This window comes from Brevibacillus humidisoli (assembly GCF_020923435.1).
Taxonomy (GTDB): domain Bacteria; phylum Bacillota; class Bacilli; order Brevibacillales; family Brevibacillaceae; genus Brevibacillus_E; species Brevibacillus_E humidisoli.
Window position 1 is genome coordinate 4,541,546 of record NZ_CP087263.1, and the last position, 13,455, is coordinate 4,555,000.

The window sequence follows — 13,455 nt, forward strand, 5'->3', positions numbered from 1 at the left end:
CGGAAGGATGGAGGGAATAACGTGAATATCATACTGATGGGACTGCCAGGCGCAGGAAAAGGTACGCAGGCGGATCGGATTAAAAGCGAGTTCAACATCCCGCACATCTCGACCGGAGATATGTTTCGCGCCGCCGTCAAAGAGGAGACCAAACTGGGGCTGGGGGCCAAGTCCTACATGGATAAAGGGCTGCTGGTTCCCGACGAAGTAACCATAGGTATTGTGCGGGAACGCCTAGGCAATGATGATTGTAAACAAGGGTTTCTACTGGATGGATTTCCGCGAACTGTGCCGCAGGCCGAAGCTCTGACCGAAACATTGAAAGAGATGGGTCAAAGTATCGATCACGTGATTAACATCCAGGTGAGTCGGGATCTGCTGATTGAACGGCTGACTGGAAGGTGGATCTGCCCCGTTTGCGGAACCAGTTACCACACGCTGTTTAACCCACCCAAAGTGGCCGGGGTATGCGACAAGGATGGCGGTAAACTGTACCAGCGAGACGATGATAAATCAGAAGTGGTGACCCAGCGTCTTGACGTAAACATCAAGCAGGCTCAACCCCTTATCGACTACTATAATCAACTAGGGCTGTTACGCAACGTAAACGGTGAACAGGATATTCAGGACGTGTTTGCGGAAATAGCCTCGATCTTGCGAGGGTAGGCGCGAATGATTATCCTCAAATCCGCAGCGGAACTTGGAATTATGCGTGAAGCCGGGCGCATCGTTGCCTTGACACATCAGGAGCTGGCAAAGGCGATTAAACCGGGTGTTACCACAAAAGAGCTGGATGAACTGGCTGAGACATTCATTCGCAGTAAAGGAGCGATTCCTTCTTTTAAAGGCTATGGTGGCTTTCCAGGCAGTATCTGTGCTTCAGTCAACGAGGAACTCGTACATGGAATTCCAGGCAAGCGGACGTTGCAAGAAGGAGACATCATTAGCATTGATGTGGGTGCCCAGTTTCAAGGGTACCATGGAGACTCCGCTTGGACGTACGCAGTCGGCACGATATCCGAAGAAGATCGCCTGTTGATGAGAGTAACAGAAGAGTCGCTGTACCAGGGGTTGGAGCAGGCAGCTCCCGGGGTGCGTCTTTCCGACATCTCTCACGCTGTGCAAATACACGCCGAGGCACAAGGCTTCACGATCGTTCGCGAATATGTGGGGCACGGCGTAGGGCGCGAATTGCACGAGGACCCGCAGATTCCCAATTACGGACCACCGGGCAGAGGCCCGCGGCTGAAACCAGGAATGGTGCTGGCGATCGAGCCGATGGTAAATGCCGGCGAACGTTATGTCCGCACGCTGGAGGACAATTGGACGGTTGTGACGGTCGACGGTAAGAAGTGTGCGCATTACGAACACACCATCGCGATAACGGAAGATGGATATGAGATCTTGACAAAGCCGTAGGAGAAACACATGGTAAGACTGAACACACTGGAAAGGAGAGGAATCAATGCCCAAAGATGATGTCATCGAAGTAGAAGGAACGGTGATCGAGCCGCTGCCGAATGCGATGTTCCGGGTGGAACTGGAGAATGGGCACAAAGTGCTGGCTCACGTATCAGGCAAGATTCGCATGCACTTCATCCGCATTTTGCCTGGGGATCGGGTGACCGTTGAACTATCCCCATACGATTTGACCCGCGGTAGAATTACGTATCGCTATAAATAACGGCAGAATTCATTCTGTGAAAAATGCACGTGCGTTTTTCACCATTACCCCTCAAAAGGGAGGCAAAAACCATGAAAGTGAGACCTTCGGTGAAGCCGATTTGCGAAAAATGCAAAGTCATTCGTCGCAAAGGGAACGTAATGGTTATTTGTGAGAATCCGAAGCACAAGCAAAAACAAGGATAAACCAAGGAGGTGCTGATGCAGCATGGCACGTATTGCAGGCGTTGACTTGCCTCGCGAAAAGCGCGTGGAAATCGCTCTGACCTACATTTTTGGGATCGGTCGTTCCACGTCCCAACGTATTATTGCCGCTACCGGTGTAAATCCGGACACTCGCGTTCGCGATCTGACGGAAGACGAAGTTAGCAAGCTCCGCGAGTATATTGACAAGAACGTGAAAGTGGAAGGGGATCTTCGCCGTGAGGTTTCCCTGAACATCAAGCGGTTGATGGAAATCGGCTGCTATCGTGGTATTCGCCATCGTCGCGGACTGCCGGTTCGCGGTCAACGGACGAAAACAAATGCACGTACGCGCAAGGGTCCTCGTCGTACGGTAGCGAACAAGAAAAAGTAAAGGAGGGTAAACTGACATGGCAAAAAGAAAACAAGCGACTGCAACACGTACCCGTCGTCGTGATCGTAAGAATGTGGAAGTTGGTGTGGCTCACATCCGCTCTACGTTTAACAACACGATTGTTACCATTACTGACCCGCACGGCAACGCAATCTCTTGGTCCAGTGCTGGTGCCCTCGGTTTCAGAGGTTCCCGTAAGAGCACGCCGTTTGCAGCGCAAATGGCAGCGGAATCCGCAGCCAAGACGGCCATGGAGCACGGGATGCGCTCCTGCGAAGTGCTTGTAAAAGGACCGGGTGCTGGTCGTGAAGCGGCCATTCGCTCTCTGCAAGCGGCTGGTTTGGAAGTTAACATGATTAAAGATGTTACCCCAATCCCGCACAACGGGTGCCGTCCACCAAAACGTCGCCGCGTGTAGCCGGGTTTACAAAGTCCAGAACATGTCCATACTAGAATGGTAGTTTCTGCTTAATCGGCTTGACATGCACGCAACGGTAAACCGCCGAAAGAAATTCCACGGGTGGGCTGGATGCAGGCCCATCGGGAATTTCGACGTTTTGAAGGAGGGTTTGTTTAATGATAGAAATAGAAAAACCGAGAATCGAGGTTGTGGAAGTTAGCGACGATAACGGGTACGGAAAATTCGTCGTTGAACCCCTTGAGCGTGGTTACGGTACAACCCTTGGCAATTCGCTCAGACGTATACTCCTATCCTCACTGCCGGGCGCTGCCGTTACCTCCGTACAGATCGATGGTGTGCTGCATGAATTCTCCACGGTAGAGGGAGTCGTCGAAGACGTAACCGAACTGATTCTCAACATCAAGGGTCTTGCACTGAAGATCCACTCTGATGAAGAGAAGGTACTGGAGATTGACGCAGAAGGAGAAGGAGTTGTCAAGGCGGGGGATATTCGAGCTGATAGTGATGTGGAGATCTTAAACCCGGATCTGCACATTGCTACATTGGCAAGCGGCGGTCGTCTGCATATTCGCATGACAGCCGGTCGCGGACGTGGGTATGTTCAAGCGGACGGCAATAAAACGGAAGAGCAGCCGATCGGTGTGATTCCGATTGACTCGATTTATACCCCGATCAAACGGGTGAACTATCAAGTAGAAAACACTCGTGTCGGGCAAATGACCAACTACGACAAACTGACCTTGGAAATCTGGACGAACGGCAGTATCAGTCCAGAAGAGGCAGTAAGTCTAGGAGCTAAAATCATGACGGAGCATCTCAATCTATTTGTCGGGCTAACCGACGAAGCGAAAGATGCCGAGATCATGGTGGAAAAAGAAGAGGATAAGAAAGAAAAGGTTCTCGAGATGACGATCGAAGAGCTGGATCTTTCTGTTCGCTCCTACAACTGCTTGAAGCGTGCCGGCATCAACACGGTTCAAGAGTTGACCCAAAAGTCGGAAGAAGACATGATGAAAGTTCGCAATCTGGGCCGCAAGTCTTTGGAAGAAGTGCAAGAAAAACTGGCCGAGCTCGGACTTTCTCTGCGCAACGACGACTAGGGAATTGGCCAGAAGATGTACCCTTCGGGGCACGCGGATCTGGTTCTAGCGAGGAAGCTTACTCGACGTAGGAATCACCAGCGAAGCACCCCTTCGGGGCACGTGGATCTGGTTCTAGCGAGGAAGCTTACTCGACGTAGGAATCACCAGCGAAGCACCCCTTCGGGGCACGCGGATCTGGTTCTAGCAAAGAAGTTTACTCGACGTAGGAATCACCAGCGAAGGAGGTTGGAGACATGGCTTACCGGAAATTAGGTCGCAGAACGTCCGCTCGCAAGGCGCTGTTCCGTGACTTGGTGACGGATCTGATCATCAACGAGCGTATTGAAACAACTGAGTCCAAAGCAAAAGAACTGCGCTCGATCGCAGAAAAAATGATTACGCTGGCCAAACGTGGTGACCTGCACGCTCGTCGTCAGGTGGCTGCTTTCGTTCGTAAAGAAGTGGCGACGGAAGAAGGACGTGACGCGGTGCAAAAGTTGTTTGACGAGATCGCACCTCGTTTTGCTGAGCGGAACGGCGGATATACCCGTATCCTGAAAGTTGGTCCTCGCCGTGGCGACGCTGCACCAATGGCGTATTTGGAACTCGTTGAATAGTTCGTTGTAACGGTATAAGCAATGACGTGCGAGAGATGCACGGCTGTTTTGATGACATTAGGGTGAGGGCAGAGTCTGGTCGTTGGCTCGATTCATGCCCTTTTTTCTTTTTTTCAGAGAGTATCCATCGGTATTGGCAGCGGAGCGAAGGTGTTTCCAGCGACAAGGATGTGAGGACCAGATGAACCAGACGGGTGCAATAGTGGCAAAGCAGTTGTCGTTTCGCTATGGAGAGGGACAGCAAGCGGACAATCCGCCCATCTTGAATCAGTTGAATCTCGCCATCCGGCAGGGCTCTTTCGTGTCGATTATCGGCCCAAACGGTTCCGGCAAGTCGACATTGGCCCGGCTTCTTAATGTCTTACTCTTGCCGAGCGAAGGAGTGCTGATCGTCTGCGGAGTAGATACGAGTCAGGAAGAGATGCTTTGGGAGATTCGTCGTCAGGTCGGGATGGTGTTTCAGAATCCTGATAACCAGATTGTGGCCCCCACAGTAGAAGACGATGTCGCGTTCGGATTGGAGAACCTAGGGGTGGAGCCGGGCGAGATGGAGGCACGAATCGATGAAGCACTGCGATCAGTCCAGATGGAGGCATATGCGACCGAACAGCCTCATCGCCTCTCAGGAGGGCAGAAGCAGCGGGTCGCGATCGCTGGTGTCATCGCGATGCGTCCCTCCGTGATCATCTTTGACGAGGCAACGGCTATGCTGGATCCAAAGGGTAGACGGGAAGTGATCTCCCTCGCTCACCGCCTCCATCGGGAAGAAGGAATCACGATGATCAATATTACCCACTTTCCTGAGGAAACGGTTGATACCGAACGGGTGATCGTCATGCATCAGGGACAGGTATACGCTGACGGCACTCCTGCAGAGGTATTTGCTGACCCTGTCCGGTTGCGTGAGATCGGACTGGAGGTGCCGTATCCCGTACGGCTGCGGCATGAGTTGGCTCGACATGGAGTAAGCGTGTCCCATGTACTGCATCAGGACGAGTTGGTGGAGGAACTATGCAGATTGCTTTTGAAAATGTGAGCTATGTCTACGGCAAGGGAACTCCTTTTGAAAAAGTAGCGCTGACCGATATCACACTAAGTATTGCGACTGGTACCTATGCAGGGATCATTGGCCAGACTGGATCGGGCAAGTCCACTTTAATCCAGCACCTAAACGGCCTCTTGAAACCGTCTGCAGGTGTGATCCACATAGGAGACAGCAGAATTACGCCAGAGACCAAGCATACCCATGAGGTACGCAAACGGGTCGGACTGGTCTTTCAGTATCCGGAACACCAGTTGTTTGAAGAGACGGTGCTGAAGGATGTGGCTTTTGGCCCCCGTAATCTAGGCTTGCCAGAAGAGATGGCACTGATTCGGGCTCGCGAAGCACTAGAGCTAGTTGGTCTCCCCTTTGAAGAGTGGAAAGATCGTTCTCCCTTTCAGCTGAGCGGCGGTCAGATGAGGCGGGTGGCCATAGCGGGTGTGTTGGCCATGCAGCCGCAAGTCCTGGTGCTGGATGAACCTACGGCAGGGCTCGACCCTGCTGGCCGCAGAGAAATTCTCGAGGGGATTTACCGCATCCACAAAGAACAGAAGATGACGACTATTTTGGTAACCCACAGTATGGAGGAAGTGGCCCGCTATGCCGACAAACTGATTGTCATGGCTGCCGGCCAAATCGTTATGCAGGGGGCACCGGAAGAAGTGTTTGAGCAGGGAGAGCGGCTGCGTCAGCTTGCGCTCGATGTGCCAGAGACCGTCTCACTGATTCGCAAACTGAACGAACGGCTTCCCGCTGAACACCAACTCCCTTATCACCTGTATCGAGAAGAGGCGGTAACGGCTGCTCTGCTGGAGCGGCTGGCAGGAGTAAAGGGGGAGTCCTCATGAGTGTGCTGCAAAATTTTGTGATTGGGCAGTACGTACCTGGCGACTCCCTGCTGCACCGGCTTGACCCGCGCAGCAAAGTGGTATTCGTGTTTGTATTTGCATTTCTCGTTTTTATGGCGAACAATTGGCCCACATACGTCTTGCTGTTAGGTTTTATGGCGGTCGGAACATTTGTTGGCCGCATCTCTCCTGGCTATTTGCTGCGGGGGTTGAAACCGGTCTGGTTTCTTGTTTTGTTTACCGCTCTGATCCATCTGCTGACCACCAAAGGGGGAGCTGTCTACTATCAGTGGGGATGGCTGACGATAGAAGAAACAGGTGTTCGCCAGGCTATGTTCATGGCGATTCGACTGGCTTTACTTGTTTTGATCAGCTCTCTGCTGACGCTTACTACATCCCCTCTCGATCTAACCGAGGGGATGGAACGATTGCTGGCCCCGTTCAAAAAGGTAAACGTTCCGGTTCACGAAATCGCACTTATGCTATCGATCGCTTTGCGGTTTATTCCTACCCTGTTGGAGGAGACGGACAAAATCATCAAGGCGCAATCCTCACGGGGAGCTGATTTTGAGAGCGGCAATCTGCTGAAACGGGCACGTAATCTGGTCCCCATCGTCGTACCGCTGTTTATCAGTGCGTTTCGGCGGGCGGAAGAGCTGGCTTTGGCCATGGAAGCGCGAGGCTACCGAGGAGGAGTCGGGCGCACCAGGCGTAAACAATTGCACTTTACCTGGCGGGACGGTCTGCTGGTGGCGGTCACATTCGTACTCGCCGGACTGTTGGGGTGGTGGCGGGAATGATCCGGTTAAAGGTAACGGTTGCCTACGATGGAACCGACTATAGCGGTTTTCAGGTCCAGCCTGACCAAGTCACGGTCCAGGGAGAGATTGAGCAGGCACTCACACGGATCACCGGGGAGACGCTGCAGATTGTCGGCTCTGGCCGCACAGATGCAGGTGTGCATGCGCGCGGACAAGTGTTTCACGTAGACACGGCCAGCACGATCCCCTTGGAGAAATGGGCGTACATCCTCAATAACCAACTGCCTGAATCCATCGTTATCCGTCAGGTAGAGCAGGCACCAGCTAACTTTCATGCTCGATTTGACGTCAAGCAGAAGGAATACCGCTACTGCATCGACAACCGACCGGTTCCTGATGTATTTTTCCATCGCTATGCCGATCACATTCGCCAGCCTCTTGACCTGGCCAAAATGAGGCAAGCAGCCCACTATCTTGTCGGAGAACACGACTTCACCTCGTTTTGTTCTGCCAAGACCTTTGTCGAAGACAAGGTCCGTACGATTTATCGGCTTGATATAGAGCAGGAGGGCTCGCTGATCTGGTTCATATGCAGAGGAAACGGCTTCTTGTACAACATGGTCCGCATCATCGTCGGCACGCTGGTCGAAGTAGGGCAGCACAAACGAGATCCCGATACGATTCCGGCCGTGCTCGCTGCCTGTGATCGCGAGAGGTCAGGCAAAACGGCACCGGCCAAGGGACTGACGATGTGGGAAGTGATTTACTGACAGTTTGTCAAGTTTCCCCTTGACTCTGCTTTCCCAGTATAGTACGATATCTATTGGTATTTTCATACCCCGCTAGCCCCACTCTAGCCCCGGGATTGAAAAACAGTTCATGTACGTTTGCATATGGATACACAAGGCTACGTTGTTCAAACGAGCAACTGAGTTTTGGCAAGACGATTAGGAGGGACATTCATGCGTACCACATATATGGCTAAGCCGCTGGAAGTTGAGCGTAAATGGTACATCGTAGACGCAGCAGGTCAAACGCTCGGTCGCTTGGCAAGTGAAGTAGCTACCATTCTGCGCGGCAAGCATAAGCCGGAATTCACGCCTCATGTTGATACCGGTGATTTCGTCATCGTGCTCAACGCAGATAAAGTGAAGCTGACAGGTAAAAAGCTCTCTGATAAAATGTACTATCGCCACTCCCAATACCCAGGTGGTTTGAAAGCTACAGCCGCTGGCGACATGTTGAAAAACCGTCCGGAGCGGATGTTCGAACTGGCGGTAAAAGGGATGCTGCCGAAAAACAGCTTGGGTCGTCAAATGTTTACCAAGTTGAAAGTATATGCAGGCACAGAGCATCCGCATCAGGCGCAAAAACCCGAAGTATGGGAAATTCGCGGCTAATCTAGCAAGGGAGGAAAAGATTCGTGGCACAAGTTCAATACTACGGCACAGGCCGTCGCAAGCACTCCGTAGCCCGTGTTCGCTTGGTACCCGGCGAAGGCCGTATTCTCATTAACAAGCGTGACATGGATAACTACTTTGGTTTGGAAACGTTGAAGCTGATCGTAAAACAACCGCTCGTTCTCACGGAAACGGTTGGACGTTACGATGTTTTGGTAAATGTAGCTGGTGGCGGCATCAGCGGTCAAGCTGGTGCAATTCGTCACGGGGTTGCCCGCGCTCTGCTCAAAGCAGATCCGGAACTGCGCGGTGCGTTAAAGCGCGCTGGGTTCCTCACGCGCGACCCTCGTATGAAAGAGCGGAAAAAGTACGGTCTCAAAGCAGCTCGCCGTGCACCGCAATTCTCCAAACGCTAAAACGTGCTTTGGTTTTGCTCAACCCCTTGTCTCTATCGGAGGCAGGGGGTTTTTCCGTGTGCCCTTCAACTGTCATAATTTGTCCTACAATCCCATAAGATGTGAAAGACACTGGGACAAAGGGGCGGACTTAGGTGATGAAAAAAGCGGTCGGATGGCTGTTTGCCTTTTTTCTCTTGATCATCCTCTTTACCTACAAGGTACCGGAGAACTCCTCATGGACGACCTGGACGCTGCCGTTGGCCGGCACAGTGATCGCAATTGATCCAGGGCACGGTGGAAAAGACGGTGGTGCTGTCAGCAAAGACGGACAGGTGACGGAGAAAGATGCAACTCTGTCTATCAGTCTCTATTTGCGTGACTTTCTTCAACAGTCGGGCGCCTTTGTCGTGATGACCAGGGAAGAGGATAAGGACCTCGCTTCGCCTGAGGCGGAACGCATGGGTAAGCGAAAATCGGAAGATATCCGCAATCGCGTCAAGTTTGTCAATGAACATGCACCTGATTTTTTGATCAGTATTCATCTCAACTCGATTCCGTCTCCCAAATGGTCGGGGGCTCAAACGTTTTATTATCCCGCGTACAAAGAAAGCGGCGATATGGCATACTTGATCCAGGATGAGATCCGACGAGTGCTGGAAAATACCGACCGCCTGCCGAAGAAGACAGACGATGTCTTCTTGATCCGGGAGGTGCAGTGCCCGTCCGTCCTTGTGGAAGTCGGCTTCCTGTCCAATCCCGAGGAGGCGAGCAAGCTAAAATCAGAAGCGTATCAAAAGGCGATGGCTAATGCTGTTTATCAAGGGATTCTGCGGCATTTTGCAGGCGAAAAAGTGCCATCTTCCGCCAACTCTTCTCTTCAGTCAACAGACTGATCCGGATGAGGAGGTGGCGGCGAACTGCACTCTGTCGCAACAAGCGCTTTCAACAGTCTGTGAGTCTTTAGGCTGGTATGCTATAATGAACGCGGATGAAACGAGTGGCAGATTGGAACCTTACATAAAGGGGTGTCGAAATGATCACGAAAGAGCAGGTATTGGAGGCATTGCGTGACGTTCATGACCCGGAGATCAACCGCAGCCTGGTCGAACTGAACATGATCCGCAACATCAAGATTGAGGGTAACCGCGTACGTCTGGATGTGATTTTGACCATTGTCGGCTGTCCGCTGAAAGCAAAGATTGAAGAAGATGTGATCAACGCGATCAAAGCGTTGGGAGCGGAGGATGTGGAGATCCGTTTTGGCTCGATGACCGATGAAGAGCGGGCGGCACTAAGCGCCCAGCTGCGGAGCGGACACGCGCCAAATCAGCCTCCTGGACAAGCCCAACCGCTGAACGCCATCCTGGCTGAGGCTTCAAAAACTACCTTTATTGCTGTCACGTCCGGCAAAGGCGGTGTCGGGAAGTCGACTGTGACGGTAAATCTTGCGGTGGCACTCGCTCGTATGGGTAAAAAAGTAGGCATTATCGATGCAGATATCTATGGTTTTAGTGTGCCTGACATGATGAACATCGTGCAACGGCCAACGGTGATTGGGGAACTGATCCTGCCTGTCGAAAAGTTTGGGGTAAAAGTGATGTCCATGGGATTCTTTGTGGAAGATAATTCTCCCATCATCTGGCGTGGGCCGATGCTCGGCAAGATGCTGCGCAATTTCTTCAGTGAAGTCCACTGGGGCGAATTGGACTACCTGATCCTGGACCTGCCTCCAGGGACGGGTGATATGGCATTAGACGTTCATACCATGATCCCGCAGAGTAAAGAGATTGTGGTGACGACTCCTCATGCGACCGCAGCGTTTGTGGCAGCACGGGCAGGTGCGATGGCCATCCGGACCAACCATGAAATCCTGGGTGTCGTGGAGAACATGGCATGGTATGAGGCCAAGGATGGCACCAAGGAGTACCTGTTCGGACGAGGAGGCGGGGCCAAACTGGCGGAACAGTTGGCCTGTGAGCTTCTGGCTCAAATCCCGTTGGGGCAGCCGGAAAATCATCCGGCGGAACCAGAGTACAGTCCGTCTGTGTACAAAGCTGACAGTTCAATCGGCAAGCTCTATACAGAACTGGCTCAACGTGTCGTGGAGAAAACAGGAGTGAATGCTTCTTAAATGGAGCATCCAACAACCAACCCTTCCGGAGGGTTGGTTGTTTGCTTGACAACGGTTCGCTAATTTGATACTTTTCTAATTAGATAGAAATCAAATCGCGGAGAGGGTGCCCTCCATGCAGATTGACATACTGGTTAACTTTCATAAAGCCGTGGCCGATGTAAACCGCATCCGCATCTTATCGCTGCTCGCCAACAAACCGATGAGTGGCAGTGAGCTGGCCGAACGACTAGGCATCACACCAGCCACAATCACTCATCATACGCAGAAGCTGAAAAAAGCGGGCTTGATCAAAGAAAAACGAGATAAAAATACGATTACGTTTTTTCTTCTCCCCCGTGAACTGAGCAGGCTGGCCGCCGGTATTGTCCAAACCGTACTCCCTGATGAGCGAGAGGTATTGCAGGAGTGGGAGGTATGGCGCGGACGAACCGAGCAGACCGGCGGGGGAGCAGCGAGCGACTCCTTCGAAGAGGTGGGAAAAGAGATGGAAAAGGAACGGATCATTGCGCCGTTTTTTACAGAAGACGGCAGGTTGAAGCAGATTCCTGCTCAATGGAAAAAACGCATGTTGATGCTGGAGAGACTGGCCGCCGGTTTGGAGATGGGGCGCGCGTATAGCGAAAAGGAAATTAGCGAGTATCTCAAACAGTTCCATGAGGACTACGCCACCTTGCGCCGGGAGTTCATCATGAACCAGATCATGTACCGTGCAAATGGCATCTACACGCTAAATCCCAGAGAACTTTGGAGGTCGGCAGAATAGCCGCCGGTAAAAGAAAGGTGGACCGTGCAAGGGTTCACCTTTTCTTTTGGTCATGCGACTATTCACTGCCACCACCACCACCGCCTTGACCACCACCACCGCCCTGGCCGCCGCCTTTCTTACCCTTCTCTTTGGGCTTCATCATGTCCTCAGTGGCTTTGGTCATCAGCTTCATCATATCCTCTTGAAACATAGGACTTTGCAGCGATTCCTTCATGATTTGCATCGTTTGTTTGCGGTAGGCAGAGCTTTTCATTAGCTCGAGCAACTGCTTTTCGAATTCCGGATCCTTCATCATGTCCATCATCATTTTCTGATACTCTGGATCCTTCATTAGATCCTTCATCAACTTCTTGTTTTCTTCCTTCATCGATTTCGCCAGCGTGCTGGCAAACTTGGGATCTTTAAACGCCTCTTTTATTTGTGGGTTGTCTGGTTTGCTGATGCTCTGGATCAATGTGGTACGCATGGTCTCCGTGTCCAATACCAGGCTTTGTTTAAACTTTTCATCCTTCATCATGTCCGCAACCGTTTTTTGGGCATCCTCGGTCTGCAGGATATCGATAACCATCGTTTTCATCGATTTATAATCAGGTTGAGCCGCTTGCTGCTGTGACTGTCCTCCGCAACTGGTCACGAACAGTCCCGTGGCAATCATAAGTATGAGCCAGAAGCAGTTGCACAGTTTGCCCATGGGATGGATACCCTCCTTTCCCCTAACTACTTATAACGTGCACAGCTTGCATCGTTCTTACGCTAGTATTTTCTTGCACGTGTTGGTACAATCATAAGCGATGCAATGGGAGGGAAAAAAGATGAATCTGCGCAATTATGGCTGGCTGCTGGGCACTACACTCCTGGTTGGCGGTGTGGGTGGCGTATTGGCTGGGTTTCTCGTGGCCTGGGAACAGCTAGGGGGTTCTGTGGGCAACTTTATTGTTGGCACATTGGTCAATCTTTTGGTTGGGCTGACAATTGCCGTATTGGCGGAGATGGGCTTTTTTGCTTATATGACGCTCAATTACCTGGTGATTAGTTTTCTCAAGAACGCCACGCTGTGGAAAGTGATCCAGATAGGACTGATCCTGTTCACGGCATTTGACATGGTTTACTTGCGATACAGCGCTTTCGGACAGGGAGGGCCCATCTGGCCATTTGTGATGGAACCCCTCATACTGCTGGCAATTGCTGTGATCGCAGCTTATGCCAAAGTTCGATTGACCAATCCAAATGCCTGGATTCCAACGATTTTTTTTCTGTTTGTCGTTACGGTGATCGAATGGGTACCGGGGCTACGCCAAAACAACATGAGTTCTGCCCTGTTTATGATTGTTCCTCTGCTGTTTTGTAACATCTGGCAGGTGATGCACCTGCATCGACTCACCAATAAATCAAGCTGATCCCGGGTGGATCAGCCTGGTTTTCTTGTTTTTGTTTAATTTACTTCCTGTAGCTTCACCTGGGAGCCGGCGATCAGTTGGGAAACGGTGACAAACTCATAGCCCTGTGAGCGCAGTTGGTCAATAATGGTTGGCAGTGCCAAATGGGTCTGTTTGCACGAATCACTTGCGTGCATTAGGATGATATCGCCAGGGTGAGCATTGGAAACAACGTTTTTGACGATTTGATCAACACCGGGGTTTAGCCAGTCCTTGGAATCAGTATCCCACTGGATCACGGTATAACCCATGTCGTTGGCGATCTCCAGCACTCGTTTATCGTAATCCCC

20 protein-coding genes (1 of these 20 running past the window's edge) are annotated in these 13,455 nt (G+C 51.7%); 18 read left to right on the forward strand and 2 right to left on the reverse strand.

Annotated elements, in window-relative coordinates; translation table 11 throughout:
* Positions 1–21 precede the first annotated feature (21 nt).
* The 17 genes from LOK74_RS22150 to LOK74_RS22230 all read left to right on the forward strand — a co-directional run bounded on the left by LOK74_RS22150 (position 22) and on the right by LOK74_RS22230 (position 11,726).
* Positions 22–666, forward strand: a complete 645-nt coding sequence (locus LOK74_RS22150; RefSeq protein WP_230044153.1) for an adenylate kinase — start codon at positions 22–24, stop codon at positions 664–666.
* Between the two features lie 6 nt (positions 667–672).
* Positions 673–1,419, forward strand: coding sequence for a type I methionyl aminopeptidase (gene map, locus LOK74_RS22155; RefSeq protein WP_230044161.1), 747 nt, complete (start codon positions 673–675; stop codon positions 1,417–1,419).
* A 46-nt stretch (positions 1,420–1,465) separates the two neighbouring features.
* On the forward strand, positions 1,466–1,684 hold the full coding sequence (gene infA, locus LOK74_RS22160; protein ID WP_230044162.1) for a translation initiation factor IF-1: 219 nt from the start codon (positions 1,466–1,468) through the stop codon (positions 1,682–1,684).
* Between the two features lie 71 nt (positions 1,685–1,755).
* Positions 1,756–1,869 carry a 50S ribosomal protein L36 gene (gene rpmJ / locus LOK74_RS22165; protein WP_003333770.1) on the forward strand — a complete coding sequence of 38 codons (114 nt, stop codon included), beginning with the start codon at positions 1,756–1,758 and terminating at the stop codon, positions 1,867–1,869.
* A gap of 22 nt (positions 1,870–1,891) precedes the next feature.
* A complete protein-coding gene (rpsM, locus tag LOK74_RS22170; RefSeq protein WP_230044163.1) occupies positions 1,892–2,260 on the forward strand; it encodes a 30S ribosomal protein S13 in 369 nt (122 codons plus the stop codon).
* A 16-nt stretch (positions 2,261–2,276) separates the two neighbouring features.
* Positions 2,277–2,678 (forward strand): 30S ribosomal protein S11, encoded by a 402-nt coding sequence (gene rpsK, locus LOK74_RS22175; RefSeq protein WP_230044164.1) that lies wholly within the window; start codon positions 2,277–2,279, stop codon positions 2,676–2,678.
* A gap of 158 nt (positions 2,679–2,836) precedes the next feature.
* Positions 2,837–3,781: a DNA-directed RNA polymerase subunit alpha gene (locus LOK74_RS22180; protein ID WP_230044165.1), complete on the forward strand. Its 945-nt coding sequence runs from the start codon at positions 2,837–2,839 to the stop codon at positions 3,779–3,781.
* A gap of 236 nt (positions 3,782–4,017) precedes the next feature.
* Positions 4,018–4,380 carry a 50S ribosomal protein L17 gene (gene rplQ, locus LOK74_RS22185; protein WP_230044170.1) on the forward strand — a complete coding sequence of 121 codons (363 nt, stop codon included), beginning with the start codon at positions 4,018–4,020 and terminating at the stop codon, positions 4,378–4,380.
* Positions 4,381–4,561: 181 nt separating this feature from the next.
* Positions 4,562–5,416: an energy-coupling factor transporter ATPase gene (locus tag LOK74_RS22190; protein WP_230044172.1), complete on the forward strand. Its 855-nt coding sequence runs from the start codon at positions 4,562–4,564 to the stop codon at positions 5,414–5,416.
* Complete coding sequence (locus LOK74_RS22195; RefSeq protein ID WP_230044173.1) at positions 5,392–6,270, forward strand: energy-coupling factor transporter ATPase; 879 nt, start codon at positions 5,392–5,394, stop codon at positions 6,268–6,270. The genes LOK74_RS22190 and LOK74_RS22195 overlap by 25 nt, the downstream gene beginning before the upstream one ends.
* A gap of 2 nt (positions 6,271–6,272) precedes the next feature.
* On the forward strand, positions 6,273–7,070 hold the full coding sequence (locus LOK74_RS22200; protein WP_230047098.1) for an energy-coupling factor transporter transmembrane component T family protein: 798 nt from the start codon (positions 6,273–6,275) through the stop codon (positions 7,068–7,070).
* Entirely contained in the window at positions 7,067–7,801 is a 735-nt protein-coding gene (gene truA / locus LOK74_RS22205) for a tRNA pseudouridine(38-40) synthase TruA (RefSeq protein ID WP_230044175.1), read from the forward strand. Before LOK74_RS22200 ends, truA begins: the two co-directional genes overlap by 4 nt.
* Positions 7,802–7,993: 192 nt before the next feature.
* Positions 7,994–8,431 carry a 50S ribosomal protein L13 gene (gene rplM, locus LOK74_RS22210; RefSeq protein ID WP_230044177.1) on the forward strand — a complete coding sequence of 146 codons (438 nt, stop codon included), beginning with the start codon at positions 7,994–7,996 and terminating at the stop codon, positions 8,429–8,431.
* Between the two features lie 23 nt (positions 8,432–8,454).
* A complete protein-coding gene (gene rpsI / locus LOK74_RS22215) occupies positions 8,455–8,847 on the forward strand; it encodes a 30S ribosomal protein S9 (RefSeq protein WP_230044181.1) in 393 nt (130 codons plus the stop codon).
* A 134-nt stretch (positions 8,848–8,981) separates the two neighbouring features.
* Complete coding sequence (gene cwlD, locus LOK74_RS22220) at positions 8,982–9,722, forward strand: N-acetylmuramoyl-L-alanine amidase CwlD (RefSeq protein WP_230044183.1); 741 nt, start codon at positions 8,982–8,984, stop codon at positions 9,720–9,722.
* Between the two features lie 140 nt (positions 9,723–9,862).
* Positions 9,863–10,960, forward strand: coding sequence for an Mrp/NBP35 family ATP-binding protein (locus LOK74_RS22225; protein ID WP_230044187.1), 1,098 nt, complete (start codon positions 9,863–9,865; stop codon positions 10,958–10,960).
* 115 nt (positions 10,961–11,075) lie between these two features.
* Positions 11,076–11,726, forward strand: coding sequence for a metalloregulator ArsR/SmtB family transcription factor (locus LOK74_RS22230; protein WP_230044189.1), 651 nt, complete (start codon positions 11,076–11,078; stop codon positions 11,724–11,726).
* Between the two features lie 58 nt (positions 11,727–11,784).
* Here the strand turns inward: LOK74_RS22230 and gerD are convergent, their stop codons facing one another.
* Entirely contained in the window at positions 11,785–12,420 is a 636-nt protein-coding gene (gene gerD, locus LOK74_RS22235) for a spore germination lipoprotein GerD (protein WP_230044190.1), read from the reverse strand.
* A gap of 121 nt (positions 12,421–12,541) precedes the next feature.
* Here gerD and LOK74_RS22240 point away from each other — a divergent pair, with 121 nt between their 5' ends.
* Entirely contained in the window at positions 12,542–13,126 is a 585-nt protein-coding gene (locus LOK74_RS22240; RefSeq protein ID WP_230044191.1) for a KinB-signaling pathway activation protein, read from the forward strand.
* Between the two features lie 35 nt (positions 13,127–13,161).
* Here the strand turns inward: LOK74_RS22240 and pdaB are convergent, their stop codons facing one another.
* Positions 13,162–13,455, reverse strand: partial view of a polysaccharide deacetylase family sporulation protein PdaB gene (pdaB, locus tag LOK74_RS22245; RefSeq protein ID WP_230044192.1) — the 3' end only. It continues 474 nt past the right edge of the window; 294 of the gene's 768 nt are visible here — the last part of the coding sequence; its start codon lies beyond the right edge, outside the window — the gene reads right to left on this strand; its stop codon occupies positions 13,162–13,164.

Excerpts from the sequence above, each read along its gene's own strand:
- LOK74_RS22190 (WP_230044172.1), top strand. The coding sequence starts at position 4,562 with ATGAACCAGACGGGTGCAATAGTGGCAAAGCAGTTGTCGTTTCGCTAT.
- LOK74_RS22195 (WP_230044173.1), top strand. The coding sequence starts at position 5,392 with ATGCAGATTGCTTTTGAAAATGTGAGCTATGTCTACGGCAAGGGAACT.
- rpmJ (WP_003333770.1), top strand. The coding sequence starts at position 1,756 with ATGAAAGTGAGACCTTCGGTGAAGCCGATTTGCGAAAAATGCAAAGTC.
- truA (WP_230044175.1), top strand. The coding sequence starts at position 7,067 with ATGATCCGGTTAAAGGTAACGGTTGCCTACGATGGAACCGACTATAGC.
- map (WP_230044161.1), top strand. The coding sequence starts at position 673 with ATGATTATCCTCAAATCCGCAGCGGAACTTGGAATTATGCGTGAAGCC.
- LOK74_RS22230 (WP_230044189.1), top strand. The coding sequence starts at position 11,076 with ATGCAGATTGACATACTGGTTAACTTTCATAAAGCCGTGGCCGATGTA.
- rpsK (WP_230044164.1), top strand. The coding sequence starts at position 2,277 with ATGGCAAAAAGAAAACAAGCGACTGCAACACGTACCCGTCGTCGTGAT.
- LOK74_RS22225 (WP_230044187.1), top strand. The coding sequence starts at position 9,863 with ATGATCACGAAAGAGCAGGTATTGGAGGCATTGCGTGACGTTCATGAC.
- rplM (WP_230044177.1), top strand. The coding sequence starts at position 7,994 with ATGCGTACCACATATATGGCTAAGCCGCTGGAAGTTGAGCGTAAATGG.
- LOK74_RS22240 (WP_230044191.1), top strand. The coding sequence starts at position 12,542 with ATGAATCTGCGCAATTATGGCTGGCTGCTGGGCACTACACTCCTGGTT.
- infA (WP_230044162.1), top strand. The coding sequence starts at position 1,466 with ATGCCCAAAGATGATGTCATCGAAGTAGAAGGAACGGTGATCGAGCCG.
- LOK74_RS22180 (WP_230044165.1), top strand. The coding sequence starts at position 2,837 with ATGATAGAAATAGAAAAACCGAGAATCGAGGTTGTGGAAGTTAGCGAC.
- rplQ (WP_230044170.1), top strand. The coding sequence starts at position 4,018 with ATGGCTTACCGGAAATTAGGTCGCAGAACGTCCGCTCGCAAGGCGCTG.
- rpsM (WP_230044163.1), top strand. The coding sequence starts at position 1,892 with ATGGCACGTATTGCAGGCGTTGACTTGCCTCGCGAAAAGCGCGTGGAA.
- gerD (WP_230044190.1), bottom strand. The coding sequence starts at position 12,420 with ATGGGCAAACTGTGCAACTGCTTCTGGCTCATACTTATGATTGCCACG.